The following is a 24,975-nucleotide window of genomic DNA, read 5'->3' as shown; positions in this document are numbered from 1 at the left end:
GCTGCCTCGGCTCGCGCCCGGGACTTCCGGGAACAGTGTGTCAACATAGAGGCGTGAAAGGCATCATTCTCGCCGGGGGCTCCGGCACGCGTCTGCACCCGATCACACTGGGGGTCTCGAAGCAGCTGATCCCGGTGTACGACAAGCCGATGGTCTACTACCCGCTGTCGACGCTGATGCTCGCCGGCATCCGCGACATCCTGGTGATCACCACCCCGCACGACGCCGCGCACTTCGAGCGGCTGCTGGGCGACGGATCGCAGTTCGGGATCAACCTGCAGTTCGCGCAGCAGCCGTCGCCGGACGGCCTCGCCCAGGCCTTCACCATCGGCGCGGACTTCATCGGCGACGACTCGGTCGCCCTGGTCCTCGGCGACAACCTGCTCTACGGCCCCGGCCTCGGGAGCCGCCTGCAGCGGTTCGAGGACATCGACGGCGGCGCGGTCTTCGCCTACTGGGTGGCGGAGCCCCAGGCCTACGGCGTGGTCGAGTTCGACGACGAGGGCCGCGCGGTGTCGCTCGAGGAGAAGCCCGCACAGCCCAAGAGCAACTACGCCGTACCCGGTCTGTACTTCTACGACAACGACGTCGTCGAGATCGCCCGCAACCTGGAGCCGAGTGCTCGCGGCGAGTACGAGATCACCGACATCAACCGCGCCTACCTGGAGCGCGGCAAGCTGCAGGTCGAGGTCCTCCCGCGGGGCACCGCGTGGCTCGACACCGGCACGTTCGACCAGATGACGGACGCCGCGGAGTACGTGCGCACGATGGAACGACGCACCGCGCTGAAGATCGGCGTTCCCGAAGAGGTGGCGTGGCGGCAGGGCTTCCTGAGCGACGACGAACTGCGCGAGCGCGCCGAGAAGCTGGTCAAGTCGGGCTACGGGGTCTACCTGCTCGACATCCTGAAGAGAGGACACGCATGAGCCGTCTGCTCGTGACCGGAGGCGCCGGCTTCATCGGCTCCAACTTCGTCCACCATGTGGTGGCGCACACGGACCACCACGTGACCGTGCTCGACGCGCTCACCTACGCCGGCAACCGGCGCTCGCTGGAGGGCCTGCCCGAGGACCGGGTCACCTTCGTCGAGGGCGACATCACCGACGCCGCCCTCGTCGACCGGCTCTTCGCCGAAACCGACGCGGTGGTCCACTATGCCGCGGAGTCGCACAACGACAACTCGCTGAACGACCCGCGTCCGTTCCTCGACACGAACATCGTCGGCACCTACACGCTGCTCGAGGCGGCGCGTCGCCACGATCGCCGTTTCCACCACATCTCGACGGACGAGGTGTACGGGGACCTCGAGCTGGACGACCCGGAGCGCTTCACCGAGTCGACGCCGTACAACCCGTCGTCGCCGTACTCCTCGACCAAGGCCGGCAGCGACCTCCTGGTCCGCGCCTGGGTCCGGTCGTTCGGCGTCCAGGCGACGATCTCGAACTGCTCCAACAACTACGGCCCGTACCAGCACGTGGAGAAGTTCATCCCGCGGCAGATCACGAACGTGCTCCGGGGCATCCGTCCGAAGCTCTACGGCGCCGGCGAGAACGTGCGCGACTGGATCCACGCGGACGACCACTCCTCCGCTGTCCTCACGATCCTGGACAAGGGCGCCATCGGCGAGACCTACCTGATCGGTGCGGACGGCGAGCGCAACAACAAGGACGTCGTGGAGCTCATCCTCACGATGATGGGGCAGCCCGCCGACGCCTACGACCACGTCACCGACCGCGCGGGCCACGACCTCCGCTACGCGATCGACTCCACGAAGCTGCGCACCGAGCTCGGCTGGCGTCCGCAGTTCTCCGACTTCGAGGCCGGCCTGTCGGCGACGATCGACTGGTACCGGGACAACGAGTCGTGGTGGGCGCCGAGCAAGGACGCCGTCGAGGCGTTCTACGCGGGCAAGGGCCAGTGAGCGCCGCGTTCGGGAAGCAGCTGGAGCGGATCGAGACCCCCATTCCCGGTCTCGTGGTGTTCGAGCTGCCCGTCCACGGAGACTCTCGCGGCTGGTTCAAGGAGAACTGGCAGCGCGAGAAGATGGTCGCCCTCGGTCTCGAGGACTTCGGTCCCGTGCAGAACAACATCTCCTTCAACGACGCCGTCGGCACGACGCGAGGCATCCACGCGGAGCCCTGGGACAAATGGGTGTCGGTTGCGACCGGGCGCATCTTCGGCGCCTGGGTGGACCTGCGCGAAGGCCCCACGTTCGGGGCGGTGTACACGACCGAACTCGATCCGTCACGGGCGATCTTCGTCCCCCGAGGCGTCGGCAACTCGTACCAGACCCTCGAAACGGACACGGCGTACACCTACCTCGTCAACGACCACTGGTCCCCCGACGCCTCGTACTCGTTCCTGAACCTGGCCGACGAGACGGCCGCCATCGCGTGGCCGATCCCGCTCTCCGAGGTGGAGATCTCGGAGAAGGACAAGGCGCACCCGCGCCTCGCGGACGTCACGCCGATCCCTCCGCGGAAGGTGCTCGTCCTCGGAGCCTCGGGCCAGCTGGGTCGCGCCCTGCGCGCGCGGCTCGGCGACGCGGCGCACATCGAGTACGCCACCCGCGCGGACATCGACGTGTCGGCGACCGACCTCGCATCGGCACGCCGCTGGCGTGACTACGGCCTCATCGTCAATGCGGCCGCCTACACCGCTGTGGACCAGGCGGAGACAGCGGACGGCCGGGAGCAGGCATGGGCCGCCAACGCCTCCGCGGTCGCCGCGCTCGCGCGGATCGCCGACGACCACGGCATCACGTTCGTCCACGTGTCGAGCGACTACGTCTTCGACGGCACGCACGACGGTGCCTACCCCGAGGACGCGCCGCTGCGCCCCCTCGGCGTCTACGGGCAGACGAAAGCCGCCGGCGACCTCGCGGCATCGACCGCCGAGCGGCACTACATCGTGCGGACGTCCTGGGTGATCGGCGAGGGCGGGAACTTCGTCCGCACCATGCAGTCCCTCGCCGAGCGCGGGATCGACCCGCGGGTCGTGGGCGACCAGATCGGACGCCTGACCTTCACTTCCGACATCGCAGCCGCGATCGCGCATCTCGTCGAGACGCGGGCCCCATACGGCGTCTACAACGTGACAGGATCGGGCGACCCCCGCTCCTGGGCGGACATCGCACGCGAGGTGTTCCGCCTGAGCGGCCACGACGCGGACCGCGTCACCGCCGTGAGCACGGATGAGTACTTCGCATCAGCGACCGGCCCGGTCGCCCCGCGCCCGCGGAACAGCGTTCTGGATCTCGCGAAGATCACCGCGACCGGGTTCGTCCCCGCCGACGCCGACGAGTCACTCGCGGCGTATCTTGCTGTCGAGGAGGAGATCCGATGAGGCTGAGTGTCATCGGCTGCGGGTACCTGGGGGCAGTGCACGCCACGGCCATGGCGTCCATCGGCCACGAGGTCGTCGGCTTCGACGTCGATGCCGACAAGATCGGTCGCCTCGCCGCGGGAGAAGCGCCCTTCTTCGAGCCCGGCTTCGACGAACTGCTGCGCGACACGCTGGCGACAGGGCGGTTGACGTTCTCCACCGAACCCTCCGACCTCGCCGCCGCACAGGTCCACTTCATCGCCGTCGGAACACCCCAGCGCGAGGACGGCGATGGAGCCGACCTCCGGTTCGTCGATGCCGCCGTTCAGGGCTTGCTCCCCGTGCTCTCCGAGGGGGACGTCGTGGTCGGCAAGTCGACGGTTCCCGTAGGCACCGCACAACGGCTCGCCGACATCGTCGCTCCCACCGGCGCCATGCTGCTCTGGAACCCGGAGTTCCTCCGCGAGGGCTTCGCTGTCCAGGACACCCTTGAGCCCGACCGCATCGTCTACGGAACGGCAGACCCGGAGGGTCCAGGGGTCGCGATCCTCGACGAGGTATACGCGAAGGCTCTCGCGGCCGGGATCCCGCGTCTCGTCACCGACTTCTCGACGTCCGAACTGGTCAAGGTGGCGGCCAACGCGTTCCTAGCCACGAAGATCTCCTTCATCAACGCGATGTCGGAGATCGCCGACGCCACGGGCGCGGATGTGACGCAGCTCGCGGATGCGATCGGACACGACGTCCGCATCGGCCGCCGCTTCCTCAACGCCGGCGTCGGCTTCGGTGGCGGTTGCCTGCCGAAGGACATCCGCGCGTTCGCCACCCGAGCTGAGGAGCTCGGGCACGGGAGAGCTCTGCGATTCCTCCGCGAAGTGGACGAGATCAACCTACGCCAGCGGAACCGCCTCGTCGATGTCGTGTCAGAGGAACTCGGTGGCTCCGTCGCCGGACGTCGCATCGCGATCCTCGGGCTGGCATTCAAGCCCAATTCGGACGACACGCGCGACTCCCCCGCGCTGGATATCGCCACGCGCCTGCACGGGCTCGGGGCGGACGTCATCTCCTATGATCCGGAAGCGATCGAGACGGCGCGTCGTGTTCGTCCTCACCTGACGTACGCGCGTACCGCGGACGAGGCTCTCGCCGGTGCCGAAGCAACGGTCGTCGTGACCGAATGGGAGCAGTTCAGGCAGCTCGACCCGGAGACGGCCGCGGATCTGGTGGCGGACCGTCTGATCATCGATGGCCGCAACTGCCTCGACGCCGGCCGCTGGCGCGCTGCCGGGTGGAGCTACCGTGGCCTCGGTCGGCGCTGACCCGCGCGTCCGCGCAACGAAGAGAACCGCTTCGTCCCGGCTACCCCACCCGCCTCGCGCGGACATCCAGGCGCTGCGCGCGTTCGCGGTAGCGGCCGTCGTCGTCTTCCATGTCTGGCCGCATGCGCTCACCGGCGGGTACATCGGAGTCGACGTCTTCTTCGTGATCTCCGGCTACCTGATCACCGGGCAATTGGTCCGACTGCGCGAGCGGGGCGGCCTCCGGCTGAGTGCGTTCTGGGCGGCACGGGCGCGTCGCCTGCTTCCTGCGGCGCTCCTCGTGCTCGCCGCGAGCACCGTGCTCACTCTGCTCTTCGCGCCTCCGGCTCTGGTCACGCAGTACCTGCGTTCCATCGTCGGAAGCACTCTCTACGTCGAGAACTGGGTGCTCGCCGCCGACGCCGTCGACTACCTTGGCGCGGACAACGCTCCTCCGATCGCCCAACACTACTGGTCGCTCTCCGTGGAGGAACAGTTCTACATCCTCTGGCCGCTGCTCGTGATCGCCGCGACCAGCGCGGCCATCGCCAGGGGACGAGGCCGCAGGGCCCTCCTCGTCACCCTCGGCACCGTCACGGCGGCGAGTCTGGTGCTGAGTCTGGTGACGACATTCACCGCTCCCTCCTTCGCGTACTTCGCCACGCCGGTGCGGATGTGGGAGTTCGGATTCGGTGCCCTGGTGGCTGTGCTCCCGGCGATCGCCGTCCCCCGCGCAGCGCGCGCCGTGATCTGGCTAGCCGGGTGGCTCGCGCTGATCGGCTCCGCCCTCATTTTCGGACCGACGACGCCCTTCCCGGGATACGCAGCAATCCTCCCCGTCGCGGCGACGGCCGCGCTGATCCTCATCGGCCCGACCCCGCCCTTCGCGGCGGCCCGCCTCCAGGCCTGGCGTCCTGTGCAATGGCTCGGCGACAACTCTTACGGCATCTATCTGTGGCACTGGCCGCTCATCGTGATCGCTCCCGCCGTCCTCGGGGCGGAGCTCGACCTCTGGCAGAACGTCCTGCTGGTCGTGCTGACTGCGGTCCTCGCCGCGCTCGGCAAGAGATATGTCGAGGATCCGCTGCGGTTCGGCAGGCTCACCAGTTTCCGCCCTCGGACGATCCTGTGGGGGACGGCGGCCGCAATGGTCGTGGTCACGGCCGCCGCCGGCGTTCCCGCGCTCGCCATCTCCGCGTCCGAGCAGGAAAGGACGGCCCAGGCGCAGACAGAGATCGCGGATCCCGACGCGTGCCGAGGCGCGAATCTCCTCCTGGGCCCCGACTGCGCCGGCGCCAAGAGCGAGATCGTCGACCGCGCCGAACTGATCCCCGGGCTCGCTGGGCTGTACGACGACACAGACGGCGCTTTCGCCTGCTACACGCAGAGTGCGGCGCCGATCGAGCCCTGCCACCTCGGATCCGAGGCGCCCGATGCCGTGCGCATCGCCGTCACCGGAGACTCGCACGCCGCCATGTTGGTCCCGGCTCTGCGAGACGTCGCCGAGGACGCCGGGTGGTCCATCGACGTCTACGTGGGCCGAGGGTGCGCGTGGTCGAGCGATCCCGACCCCGCGTGCGCTGAGCGTCGCACGGCCCTGGACGCCGACCTGCTCGCCGGCGGATACGACGCAATCCTCGTGACCGCGTGGAACCAGATCGACGCCGACGCTTCGGAGCGCGCGGAGCGCGGCGCGCAGTTCGCCGACCGCTGGCGCGCCGCGCAGGAGGCCGGAGTCCGCGTGATCCCCGTGCTCGACAACCCGGCTGTCCCGCAGGCTGCCGCGGACTGTCTGGCGGAGCAGCGCGACTTCTCCTACGAGACGTGCGCGTTCTCCGCCGCCGATTTCCTCCGCGAGGATCCTCTTTCGATAGCCGCCCGTGACGCAGGCATCACGCCGATCGACCTCCGGGGCGCCTTCTGCGATCCGGAAGGAGTGTGCCCCATGGTCGCAGGAGGCGTCGTCGTGTACCGCGACCTCCATCACATCACCGCCACCTTCAGCCATTCCCTCGCTCCGTACCTTCGCCGGGAGATCACCGCACTTGTCCCCGACTCGGCCCCCACTTCTTAGGAACCGCCATGCCCCCACTCGTGTCGATTGTGATGCGCACGAAGGACCGTCCGGTTTTCATCCGGCGTGCTCTTCGGAGCATCGGCTCGCAGACCCACACCCATTGGGAACTGATCATCGTCGACGACGGCGGTGCTCCCGGGGTCGTCGAGGCGGTCGTGGCCGAGAGCAGCCCTCTGGTGCGGGAACGAACCAGGATCATCTCGCACCCGGTCTCACTCGGGCGCTGGCAGGCGGCCAACGCCGGAGTGCGCGCCGCGCGCGGGGATCTGCTCGTCCTGCACGATGACGACGACTCCTGGGCACCGGAGTTCCTCGCCCGCGCCGTCGCCTACCTGCACGAGCACCCCGATCGCCTCGGCGTCGTCTCGCGCATCGAGATCGTGTGGGAGCAGCGCACCGGCGACGAGCTCAGAGAACTCGGCCGCGAAGCGTTCCTCCCCGAATCGGTGGCCCCGCTGCTGATGGATCAGCAGCGGTTCAATCAGTTCGTGCCTATCGCGTTCGTCTATCGGCGGGAACTCCACGAACGCCTCGGACTCTATGATGAATCCCTCCCTGTCGTCGGCGACTGGGTCTTCAACACCCGGGTCCTGGAGCTCGGCGCTCTGGAGTACCTCGATCCCGCGCCGCTGGTGTACTGGCACCAGCGCCCGTCGGGTATCGGGGTGGACGGCAACAGTGTGATCGCCGCAAGCGAGGACCACCGGCGGACAGACGCGCTCCTCCGCGACGAGGAGTTCCGGCGCCTGGTCGCCCGAGAGGGAGCGGGAGCGGCGCTGTACTTCGAGCGCCGGCTGCGCGAGACGGAGGAACTGATGAAGCGGGAGTTCGCCTCCCTGCGGAAAGAAGCGCTCCACCCGCTACGGTCGGCGTACCGCCGCCTGCGGAACAGGTTCCAGAAGTGAGATCGGAAGTGTGACGAGATGAAGACAGGTCCCCGGCTCTGCGTGTTCCCGGCCTGGAACGGCAACCCCTACCTCAACCTGATGGGCCTCGCGCCCCGGGCTGCCGGCTACCGCTTCATCGAGCGATCGGCGTACTCGTCTCTGCTGGCCTCCGTCGCGGCGCTCGACGCCGGAGACGTGCTGCACCTCCATTGGACGGCACCGATCGCACAATCCGCACGATCTCACCGCGAGGCGGCGAAACGCGTGCAGGTGGTCGCCGAGAGTCTTGCGGAGGCTCGCGCACGGGGCGTGAAGATCGTGTGGACCGTCCACAATCGCCTCCCCCACGAGCTCACGCATCTGGATGCGGAGCGTCGGCTCTATGCGGTTCTCGCCGAGGCGGCCGACCTCATCCACGTGATGGCACCGGCGACGTCCGACTTGGTCTCCGACGTCGTCGTGCTGCCGCCGGAGAAGATCGTGACGATCCCCCACCCGAGCTACCTCGGCGTCTACGACTCCGACATCTCGCGGGACGACGCGCGCGCCAGCTTCGGTCTCGACCCGGAAGACCATGCGATCCTCTTCCTCGGTCAGATCCGACCGTACAAGGGCATCGACCTCCTCCTCCAGGCGACCGCGCACGCGCAGCGCGCAGGGGGGCGTCGACCCGTCCTCCTGCTCGCCGGTTCCGCCAATTCCGAATCGATCGCGCAATACGATGCGCTCAAGCCGTCCGGCATCCGCACGATCACTGCTTTCGAGTCCGTGCCCGATGCCGATGTCGCGAGGTGGTATCGCGCCGCCGACGTCGCCGTGTTCCCGTATCGCGCCATCCTGAACTCCGGAAGTCTGCATCTCGCGGCGACGATGAACGTCCCCTCGATCCTGCCGGGTCTTCCCCATCTTCGGGAACAGTTCGGTGCCGAGCCCTGGGTGACGTTCTTCGACGTCGACGCGCCCGTGGACTCCCTCACTGCTCTTCTCAGTGATGACGACCTGTTCGCAGGCGTGGGCGAGACGGACTTCGAACGGTTCAACGACGGCATCAGCCCGTGGACGGTCTCGCTGTCGTACCTCAGAGCCCTACGGACGCTCGGAGACTAATGCTCCGCCGAGACGCCGGAAGGCGTCAGGGCCGAGCAGGGATCACACGCCGAGTCAGGGTGCGGGCGGCGGACACCGTGCGGATCACGAGGCGGCGCGGCGCACGGAACACCCAGTGCGCACGACGCTCGAGTCGGACCCAGGCGCCGCTCTGCTCATACAGGAGGTTGTCGAACGGGTGGTACTCCGGGACGTCGGAGTCCGCATAACCGGAAACCACCACGCCGTCAGCGAAGAGGAAAGCGGGCTGCAGGAGGACCGCTCGCGGCAGGCGGGAACGCGAGAAATCAGCCTCGCACGTCCATCCTCCGTCCTTCTCGCTCCACGACCACCGGAGCGGTCGCACGACCGACCCCGCACTCCACAGCACCGGAATCGCGTCCGGCGACGAAGCCCTCGTGTGTAGGCGAATGGGGTCTCGACCGAACAGCGGCGTCACGGTGGCCGCGAATCCGCGTTGCCGGGCAGCAGCGGCGGCGACGTCACCCGCAGCGAGCTCCGGCACGAGCGCACGGATACGCTCTCCGAACCCCTCCTCGGCTGCCTGCGCGAGGCGGACCCAGGCCTCTTCGGTCGGAGCGTCGACGATACGAACGTTCTCCAGAGCCTCGGCCACGCCCCGCAGCAACCTCTCCTCGGCGGCATCGGCATCGCCGTCGGAGGCGCGATCTCCCTGGGCGATGACGAGAAGATCGGAAGCGGCGTGCCGGAGGAGCGCCTCCAGGGAACGCAGACGGATCAGGCCGTCAGCACTGCTCCACGTCCCCCCGTCCACCGTCTGTGCCGTGGCGCGCGCCGCGAGGATGTCGCCGGCGGCGAAGAGACGCAGCGTTACGCGCTTGCGGATGTCGATCCACGTCGCCGCAGGGCCGGCGATCGCCAAGAGATCAGCGAGCAGTCGGACCGCCTCGGCATCGTCATCCTGCGGCTGAGTCCACGACGCCAGGAACTTTCGCACGTGGAAGAAGCCGTCGCGGTCGTGGATCAAGGAGGCATAACGCGCACGCAGACCGTCGTCACCGACCGACGCCACGAGATCCGCGCACTGTCGTTCCTGCGTGACGTAACTCAGGAACGAGGCCGCGGACGATGCTCGCGATGTCATCGAGGTCCCGCCCGGTCGATCACGATACAGGTAGACGACATCTTCGATGACGTCGATGCGGTCCGCCTTGACGTACGCGGTCACCATCGGCACGATGTCGTTCGAGCGAGGAACGTCGGGGAAGCGGATGTCGTTCTCGACCCAGAACGCGCGATCGAAAGCCTTGTTCCAGCAGGGGCGGCTGAAGATCAGCGTGGGGATGTCTGTCAGCGTCGCCCCGCGCACGGGAGCGTCGAAGGCGCGCATACTGGCGGTCGGGCGCCACGTCGCTGTCGGCGAGAACTTCAGATAGTCGCCGACGGCGATCTGCGATCCGCTGGCCTCCAGGGATTCGACGAGCGCTCGGTACGCCCCCTCTGGCACGATGTCGTCACCGTCCGCGAAGACGATGTAGCGTCCGGTCGCGCGCGCCACCCCTTCATTCCTGGCGGAGCCGCCGCCGCGGTTCGTCGCTCGGACGACCGTCACGCGGGAATCGGCGGCAGCGACTCGCTCGATCAGCTCCGGCGTGCCGTCGTCGGAGTGGTCGTCTACGACGATCACCTCCATATCGTCGACGTCCTGAGCGAGGATCGAGCGGATCGTCTCCGAAATCCAGGAGCGCACGTTGTGCGTCGGAACGATGACCGAGAGAGGGCGAGCGTTCCCACCGTTCTCGGCCGTCGCCGCCATCATCGCTCCCCCTCCCTGAGCACCTGGACAGCGTCGCGGATCGGCCCGTCGAAGATCTTCCGTCCGCGGTTGATGACGATTCCGCGTTCGCAGAGCTCCTCCACCATACGGGTATCGTGGCTGACGACCAGCATGGTCACGCCGCTCTCCGCGAGTTCCTTGATCCGGATCCGACACTTCTCACGGAAGGGTGCATCGCCGACGGAGAGGACCTCGTCGACGAGGAGGATGTCGAGGTCGACGTGAATCGCCACGGAGAAGGCGAGGCGCATGAACATGCCGGAGGAGTAGTGCTTGACCTCCTGGTCGATGAAGTCCCCGATCTCGGAGAACTCCACGATCTCGTCGAAGCGGGCTTCGGTCTGGGCACGGCTCATCCCGAGGATCGCGGCGTTGAGGAACACGTTCTCGCGACCCGTGAGGTCGGGGTGGAACCCCGCACCGACCTCGATGAGCCCGGCGACCCGGCCGCGGGTCAGCACGATGCCCTCGTCCGGCTCGAGCACGCCGGACACCAGCTTCAGCGACGTGGACTTGCCCGACCCGTTGAAACCGAGGACGGCGACCGACTCGCCTTCGCCGACCTGGAAGGTGACGTCGTCAAGGGCGGTGAAGGTGTCGGCGCGGACCCGTCGACCGCGGATCCAGCCGACGAACGCCTCCTTGAACGAATGCGAGTTGCGCTTCAGGAACCGCTTCGTCACGTGATCGACGATGATGCTGGGCGTGGACTGGGTGAGAACTTCGATCTGCGGCATCAGAGGTCCTGCGCAAACGTGCGCTCGTAGTGACGGAAGACGGCCTGTCCGACGATCAGGAAGACGATCGTGATCGCGATCGCGCACAGAGCAGCCCAGGAGAAGTACTCCGGAAGCCCCTGCGGCTCGACGACCGTCGGCTCCCAGAACCCGACATGGAAGAGCTCCACCGCGATCGTGATCGGATTGGCGGTGTACAGGAACGATGCCCACGGATAGTTCCGCAACGCTTCGGCGATGAGGATCCAGCTGTAGAGCACCGGAGAGGTCCAGGTGGAGAACATCTTGATGAGATCGACGAAGTTCTGCGCGTCGCGATAGCGCACGTTCAGCCCGCTGAAGAGAAGGCCGAGACCGAGAGCGAAGGCGAGGATGAGGAGGAACCCGAGCACGGCGCCGACGAGGCCGGCTGCGGTCGGAACCCAGCCGATGAGCAGGCAGACGACCACGAGGATGGCGAGCTGCGGGAGGAAGTGGATCACCGAGCCCACGATCGCTGCCACGGGGAAGAGCTCCCGAGGCATGTAGATCTTCCGCACGAGGGCGCGATTGTCCACGATCGAGTTCGTCGCGTTGCCGAAGGCTTCATTGAAGAGATTCACCACCACGATCCCGCTGAATAGATAGACCGCGAAGTTGTCAACGCGGTGGTTCTGGAGCACGATGCCCATGATGAAGTAGTAGATGACGAACTGCGACGCCGGTTTGACGTAGGACCATATCCAGCCGAGGGTCGAGTTCCGATACCGCGTCGCTGTTCCCTTGCGGATCAGGACCCGGAGCAGATAGTTCCACCGGAAGACGTCGAGGAGACCGCTTCCACGGCCCGGGCGATCATAGTCCGCGACATCGACAAACGTTCCTGCCAATTGCAGTCCTCTCGAGGGGTGGGCTCGGCGACCGGGCTTGTCGCGGGCAACCCGGCTATCCTACTCAGCCGACCTGAGAGGTCCGTCCGTGCGCGGCAGCCCGGTGGGCTGCGAGCGGGAGGACGTCGTCCAGAAGCCGGCGAGCGCGTGCGTCGAAGGAATGCTCCGCGGCGATCCGGGAACCCGCCGCCGCGAGGTCCGACGCCGAAGGCCACATCGTCGATCCCGGCGCGAGCAGCTGCTGCAGTTCCGCGCGGTCCCGATAGGTGTGTACCTGATCGCCGAAGACCTCCCGCATCCCGGGGACGTCGTCGCTGACGATGCGTGCCCCCGTCGCCGCCGCGTCGAAGAGCCGATTGGAGAGGAAGCCGCCGCGCCGCATGTCGACCCAGTGGTCGTTGAGGACGACGCGCGCGCTCGCGTAGGCCGCAGGCAGCTCGGCGTTCGGCAGGATCAGGCCACGCACGTGGCTTACGGGGATGTACTGCTCCCAGCCGTCATCGCCGTAGACCTCGACGTCCTCAGCGACCTGCACCGCGTCGAGCACGACCGGCCGCCGCTCTCCCCGCGTGCGGCCGACGAAGAGCACGCCGCCGTCGCGCGGTCTGTCCTGCGACGGACGGAAGCGCGAGGGGTCGGTCGCCTGCAGCAGCGGGCTGATGGCGACGCCCGAGCGCCGTCCCTGCTCCGCCGCCCACTGGGGCCCCGCGGCGTACACCGCGTCCCATCCTTCGTTCAGCTCATCCACGGTCACCTTGTCCGGGTGCGAGATCACCCAGAGGAGGTTGACGGCGTCCGGCTGAGGCGTGAACCGGTGCAGGCCGCGCAGGGTCAGCGTGACGTCGTCCCATCCGCTGCTCGCGGGTCGCTGCCAGGAGCTCGTTCGATCGACGACCACGTCTTGGCCGAGACGCCGCAGAGCTGCCGCCAGATCATCGGCATAGAACGTGTCACCCCAGCGGTCACCCAGGATCGTGCCGGGGCTCGAGGTCTTGAGGGCCCACCGAAGACGGGGAGTGCGCTCGTTCGTCTGCAGCGGCGTCACGACACGTTCGATCTGCCATTCGGGCTCGCGCAGCGGGAATCCTCGCTGCTCTCCCCACCTCACCTCGGCGACCCGCAACGGCCCGCCATCCAACACCGAGCGGTCGTCCAGCTCGGTGAGGAGCTCCTCCCTCCACACCTGCGAGAAACGCCGGCGGTTGGGCAGGACATGGGCGAACCGCCCCGCCGTCTTGCTCTCGAGATGAAGGACGGTCGACGTCGGCACGACACGCAGAGGACGGGCCGTATACGCCTTCAGTCGAAGACAGAAATCGACATCCTCCATCCCGTTGACGTATTCCGCATCGAAGCCGCCCACTTCAAGGTAATCGGCCCTGTGCACGGCCATGCACGCGGCGGTGACCGCGGAGAAGGAGTAGGAGGCGACGTGCGGCGGCACGTCGGTCAGGTGGAATCCTGTGAGCAGGTGTCGGGGAGTCGCGAGCCCGCCGGCGAACACGGTCCCAGCCGATTGGACCGTGCGGTCCGCGAAGAGCAGCAGCGGCTGCGCCGCAGCGGCGTCGGGGAGCGCGGCCGCCAGCCCGTCGAACCACCCCGGCTGCACGACGGTGTCGTTGTTAAGGAACACGACCGTCTCCGATGTCGCGATCCGAGCCCCCACATCGCTCGCCACCGCGAAGTCGGCATTCGCCGGCAACCGGACGTACTGCACGTACGGATCCCCGAGAAACGCCTGGCGCAGAATCGCCCCGACAGGGCGGCGCGAACCGTTGTCGATGACGATGACCCCGGCCGTGCTCGTCGCGCGCACCGCTCGCACGGCGTCCACGGTCATCCGCCAGTCCTCGAACGTCGGTATCACGACCGTCGCCGTCACCGACGACGGCAGCGTACAGTCGGCCGCCGGGTGGTGTCGCTTCCGCGCACTGTTGGCGCCCGCACGATTCGCGAAGACGGAACCGTCGTAACGGCGCGCCCAGAACCGATCCCCCTCCAGCACGATGCCGTCGCCTTCGATCGCGAGCCGCGCGACCGCATCGGCGTTCACTCCATAGTCCAGGGCAGGATCGGGAGCGATGCGGTCAGCGCGGAAGACGATCCCGGCGGCATCGAGGCGGGAGTTCCACAGCGCCCCGTCGAGATCCCCCCAGTTCTGAGGAGCGAACGGTGTGTACGCACCGACGGCTGACGCCTCGGGATGCACGTCCAACGCCCGTGACACGTCCGCCAGGCCGCCCGGCTTCCACTGCTGTCCCGGCCTCCAGAGCGTCCAGCCGGAGAAGGCGCCCTCTTCGACGATCGCGGCGGCGACAGCACCGAACGGCTGCCCGAGTGCCGACGAGCGGAAGTAGAACCGCTCCTCGTCGAAGATCGTGCGGAGGGGCGGCGTGTGCCCGTCGTCGGCATCGCACACGACGACGATCTCTCGGAACTCCGCATCCTGCGTTCGTGCCAGCCCACGCAGATCCTCGTAGTGCGCCGCTGTCACCAGGTGACGACCATCCACGATCACGACGACCTGGGTGTTCTCCCCGCCGCGCAGAGACAGCCGCCTCCCGGCGCGAGCTTCGGGGAGGCCTTGCTGAGCGGCGAGCGTGGCGCTCTTCAGCGCTCCCACCGTCACGCGCCCACCGCCCACCGGTTCGATCTCGTCGCTGTCGGCGAGTCGAAGCAGCTCGGCGAGGGGACGGCTGCTCGCGTCGGCGGGTGTGGTCTGTGTCCGCTCACCCCCGAGAACATACGAGAAGAGCTGGTTGAAGGTGCGAGTTCCGCGCGCCTGCGCGCGGTCGTGAGCGCTGTGCCACTCGGGCTCGAAGGCCCAGTTCGGCGTGCGTCCCGCCGTCTCCCCGTCCACCAGATAGTCATCGAGGGCCGCACGCCACGTGAGGAAGGGACGATCGCCGGCGTAGCGCGCGGCGTCGAACATCTCCGCCTCGTGGATGCGCGCGACGACGTGAGCGGCGTCCGCGAGGATGGCCCGCAGCCGCCCCCAGCTCCCGCCTGATCGCACCGGAGCGGCGTCCTGTTCGGAGCGGGGCGCGCGGAGGAACTCGGCGACGTCAGCGAGATGCGAGAGCTTTCTGTTCTCCCGCAGGCCTTCGCCGTTGATGAGTCCGCCGATCGCCCCGAACTGCGGCAGCGCGTTCGCCTCGGTCGCGAATGCGCGGAGCTCGTCTCGCAGCGTGACGGCAGCGTCCATGGACGCGCGCACCATCGGCCGATGCAGGAACGGGTGCGGGACCACGCCCTCCCGCCACCCGTCCGCGAGGTAGTGCTCAGCGGCGGCCAGGTCGTCCTCGAAGCGGATGCCCACCAGGGCTCCGTAGTATTCGCGAGACGTGACGCGCTCCGGATACGCGAGATCCGCCCGTTCGATGTCGGTTTCGCGCGCAGCGAGCTTCCGCTTCCACAGGGCCATTGGCGTCATCCCATCGACATCCGCCGCATCGACGGAACCAGCTACTCGTTCTCAGCCTATTCGCATCGGGGTCCGGTGCCCGGCATCTTCGACGCCGCGCACCGGCCCTACTTGATGCCGAGCGCTGTGCAGGTCGCGGGGGCGAGCGTGGTGACCGTGGTCCCGGCAGGCGGTGCAGACGGGGCGAATCGGCCGCCTGCAGCGACGAAAGTGACGTTGTTGCACGACACAGAGGTCGTCAGTGCGGGCCGGCGTTCGAACGAGGACAGCGCGGCGGCGGACTCGAGGCGCGAGGTCTTCGCCAGGCCGAACGCCGCGGCCATGTCCCACGTCGGCAGGTGGATGAGCGTGAGCCCGTCGACGAGGTACACCTCCGACGTTCCGTCGGCGCGCACGAGTGTTCCCGCTTGCATGTAGGGGGCGCCCACCACGAACGCGCTCGCTGTTCCGGCGCGCAGCTGCGTCACCTTCGGATAGACGCCACCCGCGAGCGAACGCACCTGCCCCGCGGACGCGACGTGTCGAGTCGTCCCCGCGGTGACGTGCAACACCGCGTCGGAGCCGGCGAAGCGCACGAAGGCCTCGGTCGTGACCTGTGCTCCGGAGAGGTTGAGCCGGCCACAGGTCGGTGCGTCCAGTGCGGTCGCAGCGATGCCGGTCGTGTTCCCTCGCGTGAGGACACTGAGACCGGAACCCGAGGGCATGTACGTCTTCCCGGCGCAGGTGAAGACCGCCCCGAGCACGCCCTTCTTGTAGCCGTTCAGCGCCGAGGCCGGGACGGTCACCTTCGTCCGGCTGAGGCCGAGGTCCTGCGCCAGATCCCAGGAGGGGAGATGCAGGAGTCGCCCGTCCTGCGTCGCAAGGTACACCTCCGACGTCCCGGACGCGGTGACGAACTGTCCCGGCGCGAACTGCATACGCGAGCTCATTGTGAACTTCGCACGCGAGACGGGAGCCATCACGGCGGCGTAGGGATCGGCCTTCCCGCCGTTCGCCGCGACCCGGGCCGCAGCGTCGTACAGCGGGATGAGGGTCTTGCCCGAGATCACGTGCACCGTGCCGGCGTGAGCGACCCGCGCGAACGGAGTCATCTCCGGTCCGGCACCGATCCGCGCGAAATCGCTGTCCGCCATCTGCACGAGGCGGTCGCAGGAACCGCCCCACGCAGCGACGAGGTCGCACGTCGGGAACCGGTGGGTCTTGCCGCCGTCGAAGTAGGCGATGACCCCGGTCGACATGTTCCGCACGAAACGGGATGTCGTGCCGCCATCGGCGTACTGCGACACGGAGGCGACGGTGCGGAACGCGCCGAACTTGGCTTCGTACTCCGGCCAGTCGTCCGGCGTGACATGATAACGAACCCCTGCGCTGACGAAGAAGATGTCCCCGCCGACCCGGAGGTTCTCACCACGCGAGCCCTGCGTGGATCCGAACCAGTCGGTGAAGTAGTTGTAGAAGTTGCGGTTGCCGTACGCGGAGCAGCCGTCACCCTTGCCATATCCCGCGCGGAGAGCGGCCGCGTTCGGCTGGTACGGCGTGTAGTAGTAGAGCGCGGAGGTGGCCTTGTTGGCCACGTACACCGGCGCCGAGCCGCACCCGGTGTTCGGGTTGTAGAGGATGTTCCACGTGCGGCCGGGCGCGTACCACTGGAACCACTTGCCCTCCATATAGATCTGCATCTGGCGCGCGGCGCCGTAGATCTGATGGAAGAACCCGATGTAGTTCGGGTCGCACGGAGCAGTGTCGGGGCAACCCTGGCCCAGCGCGATGCGGTACCGCCAAGCACTCGGCCACGTGTGCGTGACCAGCCCCTGCTCCTTCTGGAGCATGACGATCAGCACCTGGGGGTTGATGTTGCAGGCCTGTGCCACGCGATAGATGATGCGTGCCGCGGATTCGTTCGCCGCACCCGAGTATCCGCTGCAGTACTGGTCGCCCGGGCGGGACACCGTGTTCATCCGGAAGTCCTTGAGACAGACGATCGGCTCGTTGTTCTCGTCGCGCCCGCCGAGGCAGCGGGCCACCTTGCTGTTGAAGAAGCTCTGGATCTGCGCCTCGGTCATCGTGCCCTTGTTGGTGAACACGGCATCGCTGATGATGTTGCCCGGAGTGAAGCCCGCGAGCGTCGTCTTCGACAGACCTGTCTGCACCGGGTCGGGAGCCGCCGCAGCGGCGGCCGGAGCGGCGGCGGAGACGGCGGCGGAGGCGACGGTGGCGGGGACCACCGTACCGATCACCAGAGCGGAGGCAGCGAGGAAACAGGTGAGAAGGCGGGTGACCTTCGTGGTGTTTCGCGAGCGTGGGGCACGTCGAGACATGTGACCAGTGTGACGGAAGTTGCGAGATGATGCCACTGTTGCCGGGAAAACGCGATCGCCGCTCGGCGTGTCGCACCGATGCGGAGCCCGCTCTCAGGTGTTCAGAGGTCCGCGTGCAGACTCCACACGCGCTCCGCGGCACTCGCCCACGAGAAGGCTCGCGCGCGATCGCCGGCGAGAACGCGCAGCCGCGCCGCCCCATCGGTCGCCGCATCTTCCACGGCCTCCGCGAGATCCTCCGCCGCGACCACGGCTCCCCCGTCGGCGATGACATCGCGATGGCACCCCGACTCGGTAGCGACCACGGGGATCCCGAGGGTCATCGCCTCCACCGCCCGCCACGGCCACCCGGCGACGGCATCCGTCGACACGAAGACCCGCGCGCCGGCTATCACGGCCGCACGTGCGGGGACGTCGAGCACGCCGCGGATATGCGCACGCCGCTCCGGCAGTCCGGCGGCGGCGGCGATCTCGGCGATGCGCGGCTCACTCCCCTCCGCCGCGCCGATCACCACGGCATCGAGGCCGGCGGCGACGGCCCCGCGGAAGCCGGCGGCCAGGCCGTCTTCCGGGCCGGACAGCACGAGGTAGTCCGCGGGGACGCCGAGGTCGTCTCGGTGCGTGGACGCGGCGGCGGGGACCACCAGATCCTGCGCGGGCGCGCCGGCGATCACGCGGACGCGGTCGCCGAGCTTCGCGAGCCGCGAGACCTTCTCGGCCATCGAATGGGAGGGCACGACCACGGCGTCCGCGTGCTTCACCGCGCGCCGCAGCATCCCCCGGTGCCAGGCGACCGCGCCCCGGGACAGCTGGGACGGCGCCTCCCACGCGCGCAGGTCCCACAGTGTGACCGTCGTCTGGTCGTTGTCGTGCACGCGGTCATGGCGGACCAGCGGGGCCAGCAGCGTCGGCGCATGGATGAGACCGCCGCCGACGCCGGGAGCGATGCCGAGCTGCCAGGACGCCGCGAGCTCCCGCCGCCCGACCGCGAGCGTGCGCACCTCGCCGATCCCGCGGATCCCGACCTCCGCGCCCGCGGGCACGATCGCGTCCACCGTGCAGTTCGGCGGCGCCGTCTGGACGAGACCGACGGCGAGATCGCGCGACGCCGACGCCTGGTCGGGATCGACGACATGCACGAGCTGATCCAGAACAACACGCAGCCGAGCACCCATGGGATCAGGCTAACCGCGCGACCCCGGCCCGGCGGGGAGCGCATCACCTTCCCGGGGCGGTACTCAGCGTTCCCACAGAATGAGGCTCTCGCCGGATGCCGCCGGCGTGCTTGAATGCCAGGGTGAGCGATGGTCGACTTCCCGTCCGGCGCCGGTGGATCGGGTGGACCATCGGCCTCCTCATCACGCTGCTCGTCCTGGCTCTCGGCTGGGTGGCCGTGCGCGGCATCGGGGCGGTGGACAACCTGCAGCAGATCTCGAAGGGGACGACGCAGCTCAAGCAGGCGATCGCCGCCGGCGATCTCGACGCCGCCGGGCCCATCGCCGGACGCATCTCCCACCACGCGGAGTCGGCCCGGTCTCTCACCGGGGACCCGATCTGGCAGGCGTTCGGCGTCCTCCCCTGGCTCGGACCGAACTTCCGCGCCGTGAGCGAGATCGCCGTGATCGCGGACGACGTCTCCACCGACGCGCTGGACCCGCTGCTCGACGTCGCCGACGCGGTCGACCTCTCCAGTCTCGGCTTCTCGGGCGGCGCGATCGACCTCGCCCCCTTCGCGGAGATCGAGGAACCGCTCGGCACGGCGAGCGCGGCTCTGACCTCGGCGGAGGACCGGGCGCGGCGGATCGACGCCGACGCCACCCTCCCACCCCTGGCCGACGCCGTCCGGGAGATGCGGGGCGCGGTCACCCAGGCCGCGACGGCCGTGGGCGCCCTGCACGGCGCATCCGTGCTCCTGCCCACGATGCTGGGTGGCGACGGACCGCGCACCTACGTGCTCGCGATGCAGAACAATGCCGAGCTGCGGTCGTCGGGCGGCATCGTCGGCTCCATCGCGCTGCTGCGCGCCGAGAACGGCAGGATCACGCTGCAGCAGCAGGCCTCCACGCGCGACTTCCCCCCGCTGGACACCGCGCTGCCCCTCAGCGACAGCACCGTCGCGCTCTTCGAGGACCGCCCGGGACGCTATCTGCAGAACATCACGAGCATCCCGGACTTCCGCGAGGCCGGCGAGACCATCGCCGCCCGGTGGGAGGGCCGGTTCGGCGGGAAGGTCGACGGCGTCATCGCCGTCGACGCGCTGGTGGCGGCGCATCTCATGCGCGCCACCGGCGACCTGACGTTCGGCCCCTTCACCGCGACGGCGGACACCGTGACCGACATCCTGCTCTCGGAGATCTACGCCGCGGTCCCCGATCCCGCCGTCCAGGACGACATCTTCGCGCAGGCCGCCGGTGGGCTCTTCGCGGCCGCGCTGTCGAACGCGAAGCCTCAGGACCTCGTCCGCGCTCTCGCGGACGCCGCGGGGGAAGGACGCGTCCGGATCTGGAGCGCGCACGAGCCGGAGGAGGAGCTCCTCGCGGCGAGCGCCCTGGGCGGCACACTCCCCCAGGACGACGCCGACGCCGCGGCCGTGGGCGTGCTCTTCAACGACGGCACCGGCGGGAAGATGGACTACTACACCCGCGCGTCCATCGCGACGGCGGTGGGGACGTGCGCCGGAGCGCCGACGACGCAGGTGCGCGTGACCTGGACGAACACCGCACCCGCCGAAGCCGCCACCTCCCTGCCGGCGTACGTCACGGGCGACGGCGTCTACGGAGTGCCCGCGGGGAGCGTGCGCACCCTGATCGCCGTCTACGGTCCCCAGGGCGCCCTGCCTTCGCACATCGATCGCGACGGCGCCGAGGAGGGCGTCCAGACGACGACCATTCAGGACCGGCCCGTCGTGCAGCACGAGGTGCTGCTCGCCCCGGGAGAGTCCACGACCATCACGGTGGAGTTCCAGGGCGAGGGCGCGGGAGAACGGCTGACGGAGGTGCGGCACACGCCGCTGATCGTCGATCCGGAGCTGACGCGCGACACCCTGCGTTGCGGCTCGTGACATTCGCCGACGGATGAGGTACTGTCATCTCACTGGGGAATAACCGGGGTCCGTGAACCTGCCGTGGGGGCAGAGGGCCTCGCGCAGTCGGATGCAGGGGTGTATCCGGAGGCGATTCCGCGTGAAATTCTGGGGAGAAATCATGCTGAAGAAACTGGCTGCCATCAGCCTTACCGCTGGCGCGCTCATCCTGGCCGCGCCGACCGTCGCCTCTGCCGCGCCGAGCGACTCGTACCCGTCTCCGCCGAGCGCGAAGGTGGGTGACGCGATCATCGACACCTGCGAGGTCTCGACCGTCGCGTTCGGCGCCGGGTTCTTCGAGCCGTCGGAGACCGTGGGCGTGTCCGTGTCCGGCCAGAACGCCGGCGCCGCCGCCATCTCGGGCAACACCGCCGCTTCCGACGGCAGCCTGACGGTGACGTTCCGCCCGCCGTCCGACGGACAGGGGGCCTACGCCCTCGACTTCGCCGGTTCGCGACCGTACACCGCCATGGTGACGGTCTCGCACGGGAACACGGCCGCATCGAGCTGCGACCACGATCCGGGAGTGGCCGCGCCGGCCGGCACCGAGCTTCCGCTCACCGGCGGGGGCATGGAACTCGCCCTCACCGGCGGCTCGGTGTCGCCGTGGGTCCTCGGCGGTGGAGCGGTCGCTCTGGTCGCCGGTGGTGCCCTCGTCGCCGTCGGAGCCGCGCGCCGCAAGCGCGCCTGAGCCGCGCGCCGCACGCGCGCCTGAGCCTGGCTGCCGCCTCGTGCGGTGGTCGGCTGGACGACGGTGATCCCTCCCCCTCCGATCACCGTCGTCTGGCGAATCCGGTCATGAACCGGACGCCCACGGGTGATATTCCCGGGAACATCATCCGTGGGCTGCGTCATGCCCGCGGCACGCTCACGGAGTAGGCGTCGGCGTCTCCGTCGGGGGGTGCAGCTTCTCCTGCATGAGCTCGTGGATGAAGTCGTAGTTCGGGTCGAACTCGTCGACACCGTTCTCGGGGGTGAGCTCGACGGTCTGGACCGGCTGCTCCTTCGCCTTGAGCATCAGATCGAAGAACTCCGGCAGCTTGCCCTGCGGGAGATCGGTGCTGATGAGCGCCGTCCCCGCGGCCGCCACCTCGTTGAACCGCGTGAGGACGGTCTGCGGAGTGAACTGGGCGAGGATCGCCTCCTGCAGCTCCCGCTGCCGCTTCATGCGGTCCCAGTCGCTGGTCGTGTAGCGCGAGCGGGCGTACCACTGCGCCGTGTCGCCGTCCATGTGCTGCGCACCCGGCTCGATCCAACCGATGGCCCACTCGTTGACGTCGGTCCCGGACCACCCGTCGGGCGGCCCACCCTTGGGCAGGCGCTCCGTGACCGTGATGTCGACACCGCCCAGAGCGTCGACGAGATCGGCGAAGCCGTGCATGTCGACGAACACGTAGTACGGGATCTCGATGCCGAGCGCCCCTTCCGCGGCGTCCTTGGTCGCCTCGATGCCGGGCGCCGAGCCGGCGGCGTCCGCCCCGGGGTAGAGCCCGGTCCCCTTATCCTCGCGGCACACCTCGGCGGCATTCCGGACGTGGTTCATCCAGCCGTTCCAGCCGCAGGACGACGACGCGAAGCCCTGGAACCCGTCCGGATAGAGCTCCTGCATCGGGCTGCCGTCGCTGAACGGGGCGTGCGGGAGCTCGCGCGGGATGCCGGTGATGGTGACCGCGCCCGTCTCGGCGTTCACGGAGACCACCGAGATGCTGTCGAATCGCATCGAGTCGCGCCCGTCACCGCTGTCCGCACCGAGCAGCAGGATGTTGTAGTATCCGTCGCTCGGCGGCAGGCTCGGGCCGCTCTGCCCGAAGATGGCACCGACGCTGCCGCGCACGGAGCCCACCGCCGTCGCCGCGTACCCCGTGACGCCGCCGACCAGTCCCAGCAGGACGAGGGCGACGACGGGGAGCAGGAAGCGCGACGGGGCGGGGACCTTCACGAGCCGGACGAGTCGGAGCGTGTCGAAGGTGAGGACGATCCAGAGGACGACGACGCCGACGAGCAGCACCTGCACGAGTGTCAGGAGCGCGGCGGACACGAGGCCGCCGCCGATCGCGAGCCAGAGGAAGACGGGGCGCGCGAACAGCGCGAGGCCGAGGGCGACGATCGCGAGGACCCACGTGGTCAGGGTGACGCCGAGACCGAACCGCCCCAGACGGCGGTTCCCGGCCAGGACCTGGGCCGAGCCCGGGAGCAGGACGTTGAGCCCGACGAGCCACCAGGCGCGTTTCGACATGAGCCGGGCATCGCCGGAGTCGGGGTGCCGCAGCGGCCGGGTCTCGATGAGCGGGCGCCGCGTCGCGCGCGGGGGCGCAAGGGTCACAGCGAGCCCTTCAGCCGATCGTTCTTCTCCTCGACCTGCGCCTCGAGGTCGGCGGCGTAGGCCTCGACGCGGTCGGCCAGCTCGTCGTCCGCGGCACCGAGGATCCGGGCCGCGAGCAGACCGGCGTTGCGGGCGCCGCCGATGGAGACCGTCGCGACCGGGATCCCTGCGGGCATCTGCACGATCGAGAGGAGCGAGTCCATGCCGTCCAGGTACGCCAGCGGCACAGGCACCCCGACGACGGGCAGCGCTGTCATGGACGCGAGCATGCCGGGCAGATGGGCGGCACCGCCGGCGCCGGCGATGATGACGCGCAGCCCGCGGGACCGGGCCTCCCGTGCGTACGACATGAGCTTGTCCGGCGTGCGGTGGGCGGAGACCACCTCGACCTCGTGCGGGATCCCGAAGTCGGTGAGCGCCTGGGAGGCGTCGCTCATGACGCGCCAGTCGGAATCGGATCCCATGACGACGCCGACCAACGGGGCGGCGGAGGAGTGCAGTGGCTCGGTCACCAGATCAGGCTACGGTCTCGCACTGGGAGAATCCCCGAGCGGCACACCTCTTTTCCCGTGTCCTGCCGCCGACTCAGTCGAACGCGGCCGCCGCGGCCCTGGCCTCGTACACCGCATCGTCGAGGTCGTCCCCGGCGACGTTGACATGCCCGACCTTGCGGCCGGGGCGAGGGGCCTTGCCGTAGGTGTGGATCTTCGCGTCCGGGTGCGCGGTCATCGCCGCCTCGAAGCGATCCCCCAGGGTGCCCTCCGCGGGACCGCCGAGGATGTTCACCATCACGGACCAGGCGGCGCGCGGCTGGGTGTTCCCCAGCGGCAGATCGGCCACGGCCCGGAGATGCTGCTCGAACTGCCCCGTGATCGCGCCGTCCTGGCTCCAGTGGCCGCTGTTGTGCGGACGCATCGCGAGCTCGTTCACGAGGATGCGCTCGTCCTCGGTCTCGAAGAGCTCCACCGCGAGCATGCCGGTCACGCCGAGACCCTCGGCGATGCGACGCCCGATGTCCTCGGCGACGTCGGCGAGCCGGTCGGTGGCGGCGGGGGCCGGGGCGATGACCTCGGCGCAGACGCCGTCGCGCTGGACGGTCTCCACGACCGGATAGGAGATCATCTCTCCCCCGGGGCGCCGTGCGACCTGCTGGGCGAGCTCGCGGACGAACGGCACGAGCTCCTCGGCGAGAAGCGCGTCGGTGTCGTCCAGCGCGTCCAGCCAGTCCTGCGCCTCGGCGGCGGAACGCACGACGCGCACGCCCTTGCCGTCGTAGCCGCCGCGCGGCGTCTTCACCACAGCCGCACCGTCGTGGTCGTCGAGGAAGCGCTGCAGCTCCTCTGACGAACGGACCGGTGCCCACTCCGGCTGGGGCACGCCGAGCTCCGCCAGGCGCGCGCGCATGACGAGCTTGTCCTGCGCGAACTGGAGGGCGTCCGGACCCGGATGCACGGCGACGCCCTCGGCGACGAGGGCGCGCAGGACCTCCTGCGGCACGTGCTCGTGGTCGAAGGTAATGACGTCGACGTCGGCCGCGAAGGCACGAACGGTCTCGAGATCGCGGTAGTCGCCGACCGCCGTGGCGGCCAGCCCCGCGGCCATCCCCTCCTCCTCGGCGAGGACCCGCAGATCGAGTCCGAGCTCGACCGCCGGAGCGATCATCATCCGTGCCAGCTGTCCTCCGCCGATCACGCCCACGCGCAGCGCCATGTGCCGCCTCCATTCGTCATG

18 protein-coding genes are annotated in these 24,975 nt (G+C 69.0%); 9 read left to right on the top strand and 9 right to left on the bottom strand.

Annotated features, from left to right (window positions below; all coding sequences use genetic code 11):
• Positions 1-53: 53 nt before the first annotated feature.
• From rfbA to IZR02_RS05800, 7 genes are read left to right on the top strand one after another with little or no spacing between them, the layout of a single operon-like run.
• Entirely contained in the window at positions 54-926 is an 873-nt protein-coding gene (rfbA, locus tag IZR02_RS05830; RefSeq protein ID WP_025103013.1) for a glucose-1-phosphate thymidylyltransferase RfbA, read from the top strand.
• Positions 923-1,921, top strand: coding sequence for a dTDP-glucose 4,6-dehydratase (gene rfbB / locus IZR02_RS05825; RefSeq protein ID WP_062766466.1), 999 nt, complete (start codon positions 923-925; stop codon positions 1,919-1,921). Before rfbA ends, rfbB begins: the two co-directional genes overlap by 4 nt.
• On the top strand, positions 1,918-3,345 hold the full coding sequence (locus IZR02_RS05820; RefSeq protein ID WP_062766463.1) for a sugar nucleotide-binding protein: 1,428 nt from the start codon (positions 1,918-1,920) through the stop codon (positions 3,343-3,345). Before rfbB ends, IZR02_RS05820 begins: the two co-directional genes overlap by 4 nt.
• Positions 3,342-4,643 carry a UDP-glucose dehydrogenase family protein gene (locus tag IZR02_RS05815; RefSeq protein ID WP_062766460.1) on the top strand — a complete coding sequence of 434 codons (1,302 nt, stop codon included), beginning with the start codon at positions 3,342-3,344 and terminating at the stop codon, positions 4,641-4,643. Before IZR02_RS05820 ends, IZR02_RS05815 begins: the two co-directional genes overlap by 4 nt.
• Positions 4,570-6,696, top strand: coding sequence for an acyltransferase family protein (locus IZR02_RS05810; RefSeq protein ID WP_082758493.1), 2,127 nt, complete (start codon positions 4,570-4,572; stop codon positions 6,694-6,696). Before IZR02_RS05815 ends, IZR02_RS05810 begins: the two co-directional genes overlap by 74 nt.
• A gap of 8 nt (positions 6,697-6,704) precedes the next feature.
• Positions 6,705-7,604 carry a glycosyltransferase gene (locus tag IZR02_RS05805; protein ID WP_082758492.1) on the top strand — a complete coding sequence of 300 codons (900 nt, stop codon included), beginning with the start codon at positions 6,705-6,707 and terminating at the stop codon, positions 7,602-7,604.
• Between the two features lie 18 nt (positions 7,605-7,622).
• The gene (locus IZR02_RS05800; protein WP_062766451.1) at positions 7,623-8,693 is read left to right on the top strand and encodes a glycosyltransferase family 4 protein; all 1,071 of its coding nucleotides are present in this window, start codon (positions 7,623-7,625) and stop codon (positions 8,691-8,693) included.
• Positions 8,694-8,718: 25 nt separating this feature from the next.
• Here IZR02_RS05800 and IZR02_RS05795 read toward each other — a convergent pair whose 3' ends face one another.
• The 6 genes from IZR02_RS05795 to IZR02_RS05770 form a co-directional block, all read right to left on the bottom strand.
• On the bottom strand, positions 8,719-10,473 hold the full coding sequence (locus IZR02_RS05795; RefSeq protein ID WP_082758491.1) for a glycosyltransferase family 2 protein: 1,755 nt from the start codon (positions 10,471-10,473) through the stop codon (positions 8,719-8,721).
• Positions 10,470-11,228, bottom strand: coding sequence for an ABC transporter ATP-binding protein (locus tag IZR02_RS05790; protein WP_062766445.1), 759 nt, complete (start codon positions 11,226-11,228; stop codon positions 10,470-10,472). The genes IZR02_RS05795 and IZR02_RS05790 overlap by 4 nt, the downstream gene beginning before the upstream one ends.
• Positions 11,228-12,097 (bottom strand): ABC transporter permease, encoded by an 870-nt coding sequence (locus IZR02_RS05785; protein ID WP_062766442.1) that lies wholly within the window; start codon positions 12,095-12,097, stop codon positions 11,228-11,230. The genes IZR02_RS05790 and IZR02_RS05785 overlap by 1 nt, the downstream gene beginning before the upstream one ends.
• 64 nt (positions 12,098-12,161) lie before the next feature.
• Positions 12,162-15,521 carry a glycosyltransferase family protein gene (locus tag IZR02_RS05780; RefSeq protein WP_062766439.1) on the bottom strand — a complete coding sequence of 1,120 codons (3,360 nt, stop codon included), beginning with the start codon at positions 15,519-15,521 and terminating at the stop codon, positions 12,162-12,164.
• A 107-nt stretch (positions 15,522-15,628) separates the two neighbouring features.
• The gene (locus IZR02_RS05775; RefSeq protein WP_194088848.1) at positions 15,629-17,839 is read right to left on the bottom strand and encodes a hypothetical protein; all 2,211 of its coding nucleotides are present in this window, start codon (positions 17,837-17,839) and stop codon (positions 15,629-15,631) included.
• 101 nt (positions 17,840-17,940) lie between these two features.
• Positions 17,941-19,014, bottom strand: a complete 1,074-nt coding sequence (locus tag IZR02_RS05770) for a glycosyltransferase (protein WP_062766433.1) — start codon at positions 19,012-19,014, stop codon at positions 17,941-17,943.
• Between the two features lie 122 nt (positions 19,015-19,136).
• Here IZR02_RS05770 and IZR02_RS05765 point away from each other — a divergent pair, with 122 nt between their 5' ends.
• A complete protein-coding gene (locus IZR02_RS05765) occupies positions 19,137-20,900 on the top strand; it encodes a DUF4012 domain-containing protein (protein ID WP_062766430.1) in 1,764 nt (587 codons plus the stop codon).
• A gap of 142 nt (positions 20,901-21,042) precedes the next feature.
• A complete protein-coding gene (locus tag IZR02_RS05760) occupies positions 21,043-21,612 on the top strand; it encodes a hypothetical protein (RefSeq protein ID WP_025102999.1) in 570 nt (189 codons plus the stop codon).
• Positions 21,613-21,789: 177 nt separating this feature from the next.
• Here IZR02_RS05760 and IZR02_RS05755 read toward each other — a convergent pair whose 3' ends face one another.
• The 3 genes from IZR02_RS05755 to IZR02_RS05745 form a co-directional block, all read right to left on the bottom strand.
• Entirely contained in the window at positions 21,790-23,244 is a 1,455-nt protein-coding gene (locus IZR02_RS05755; RefSeq protein ID WP_025102998.1) for an LCP family protein, read from the bottom strand.
• Entirely contained in the window at positions 23,241-23,708 is a 468-nt protein-coding gene (gene purE, locus IZR02_RS05750) for a 5-(carboxyamino)imidazole ribonucleotide mutase (RefSeq protein ID WP_025102997.1), read from the bottom strand. Before purE ends, IZR02_RS05755 begins: the two co-directional genes overlap by 4 nt.
• 121 nt (positions 23,709-23,829) lie before the next feature.
• A complete protein-coding gene (locus IZR02_RS05745) occupies positions 23,830-24,954 on the bottom strand; it encodes a 5-(carboxyamino)imidazole ribonucleotide synthase (RefSeq protein WP_025102996.1) in 1,125 nt (374 codons plus the stop codon).
• Positions 24,955-24,975: the final 21 nt, after the last annotated feature.

The organism is Microbacterium paraoxydans, from assembly GCF_019056515.1.
GTDB lineage: Bacteria > Actinomycetota > Actinomycetes > Actinomycetales > Microbacteriaceae > Microbacterium.
The sequence above is the reverse complement of the archived record's forward strand: the minus strand, read 5'-3'. Positions and strand labels throughout refer to the sequence as shown.

What these genes read in the sequence shown, in the direction of transcription:
- rfbB (WP_062766466.1), top strand. Translation starts at nt 923, where the DNA reads ATGAGCCGTCTGCTCGTGACCGGAGGCGCCGGCTTCATCGGCTCCAAC.
- IZR02_RS05815 (WP_062766460.1), top strand. Translation starts at nt 3,342, where the DNA reads ATGAGGCTGAGTGTCATCGGCTGCGGGTACCTGGGGGCAGTGCACGCC.
- IZR02_RS05810 (WP_082758493.1), top strand. Translation starts at nt 4,570, where the DNA reads ATGGCCGCAACTGCCTCGACGCCGGCCGCTGGCGCGCTGCCGGGTGGA.
- IZR02_RS05805 (WP_082758492.1), top strand. Translation starts at nt 6,705, where the DNA reads ATGCCCCCACTCGTGTCGATTGTGATGCGCACGAAGGACCGTCCGGTT.
- IZR02_RS05800 (WP_062766451.1), top strand. Translation starts at nt 7,623, where the DNA reads ATGAAGACAGGTCCCCGGCTCTGCGTGTTCCCGGCCTGGAACGGCAAC.
- IZR02_RS05795 (WP_082758491.1), bottom strand. Translation starts at nt 10,473, where the DNA reads ATGATGGCGGCGACGGCCGAGAACGGTGGGAACGCTCGCCCTCTCTCG.
- IZR02_RS05790 (WP_062766445.1), bottom strand. Translation starts at nt 11,228, where the DNA reads ATGCCGCAGATCGAAGTTCTCACCCAGTCCACGCCCAGCATCATCGTC.
- IZR02_RS05780 (WP_062766439.1), bottom strand. Translation starts at nt 15,521, where the DNA reads ATGGCCCTGTGGAAGCGGAAGCTCGCTGCGCGCGAAACCGACATCGAA.
- IZR02_RS05775 (WP_194088848.1), bottom strand. Translation starts at nt 17,839, where the DNA reads ATGTCTCGACGTGCCCCACGCTCGCGAAACACCACGAAGGTCACCCGC.
- IZR02_RS05770 (WP_062766433.1), bottom strand. Translation starts at nt 19,014, where the DNA reads ATGGGTGCTCGGCTGCGTGTTGTTCTGGATCAGCTCGTGCATGTCGTC.
- IZR02_RS05760 (WP_025102999.1), top strand. Translation starts at nt 21,043, where the DNA reads ATGCTGAAGAAACTGGCTGCCATCAGCCTTACCGCTGGCGCGCTCATC.
- purE (WP_025102997.1), bottom strand. Translation starts at nt 23,708, where the DNA reads ATGGGATCCGATTCCGACTGGCGCGTCATGAGCGACGCCTCCCAGGCG.
- IZR02_RS05745 (WP_025102996.1), bottom strand. Translation starts at nt 24,954, where the DNA reads ATGGCGCTGCGCGTGGGCGTGATCGGCGGAGGACAGCTGGCACGGATG.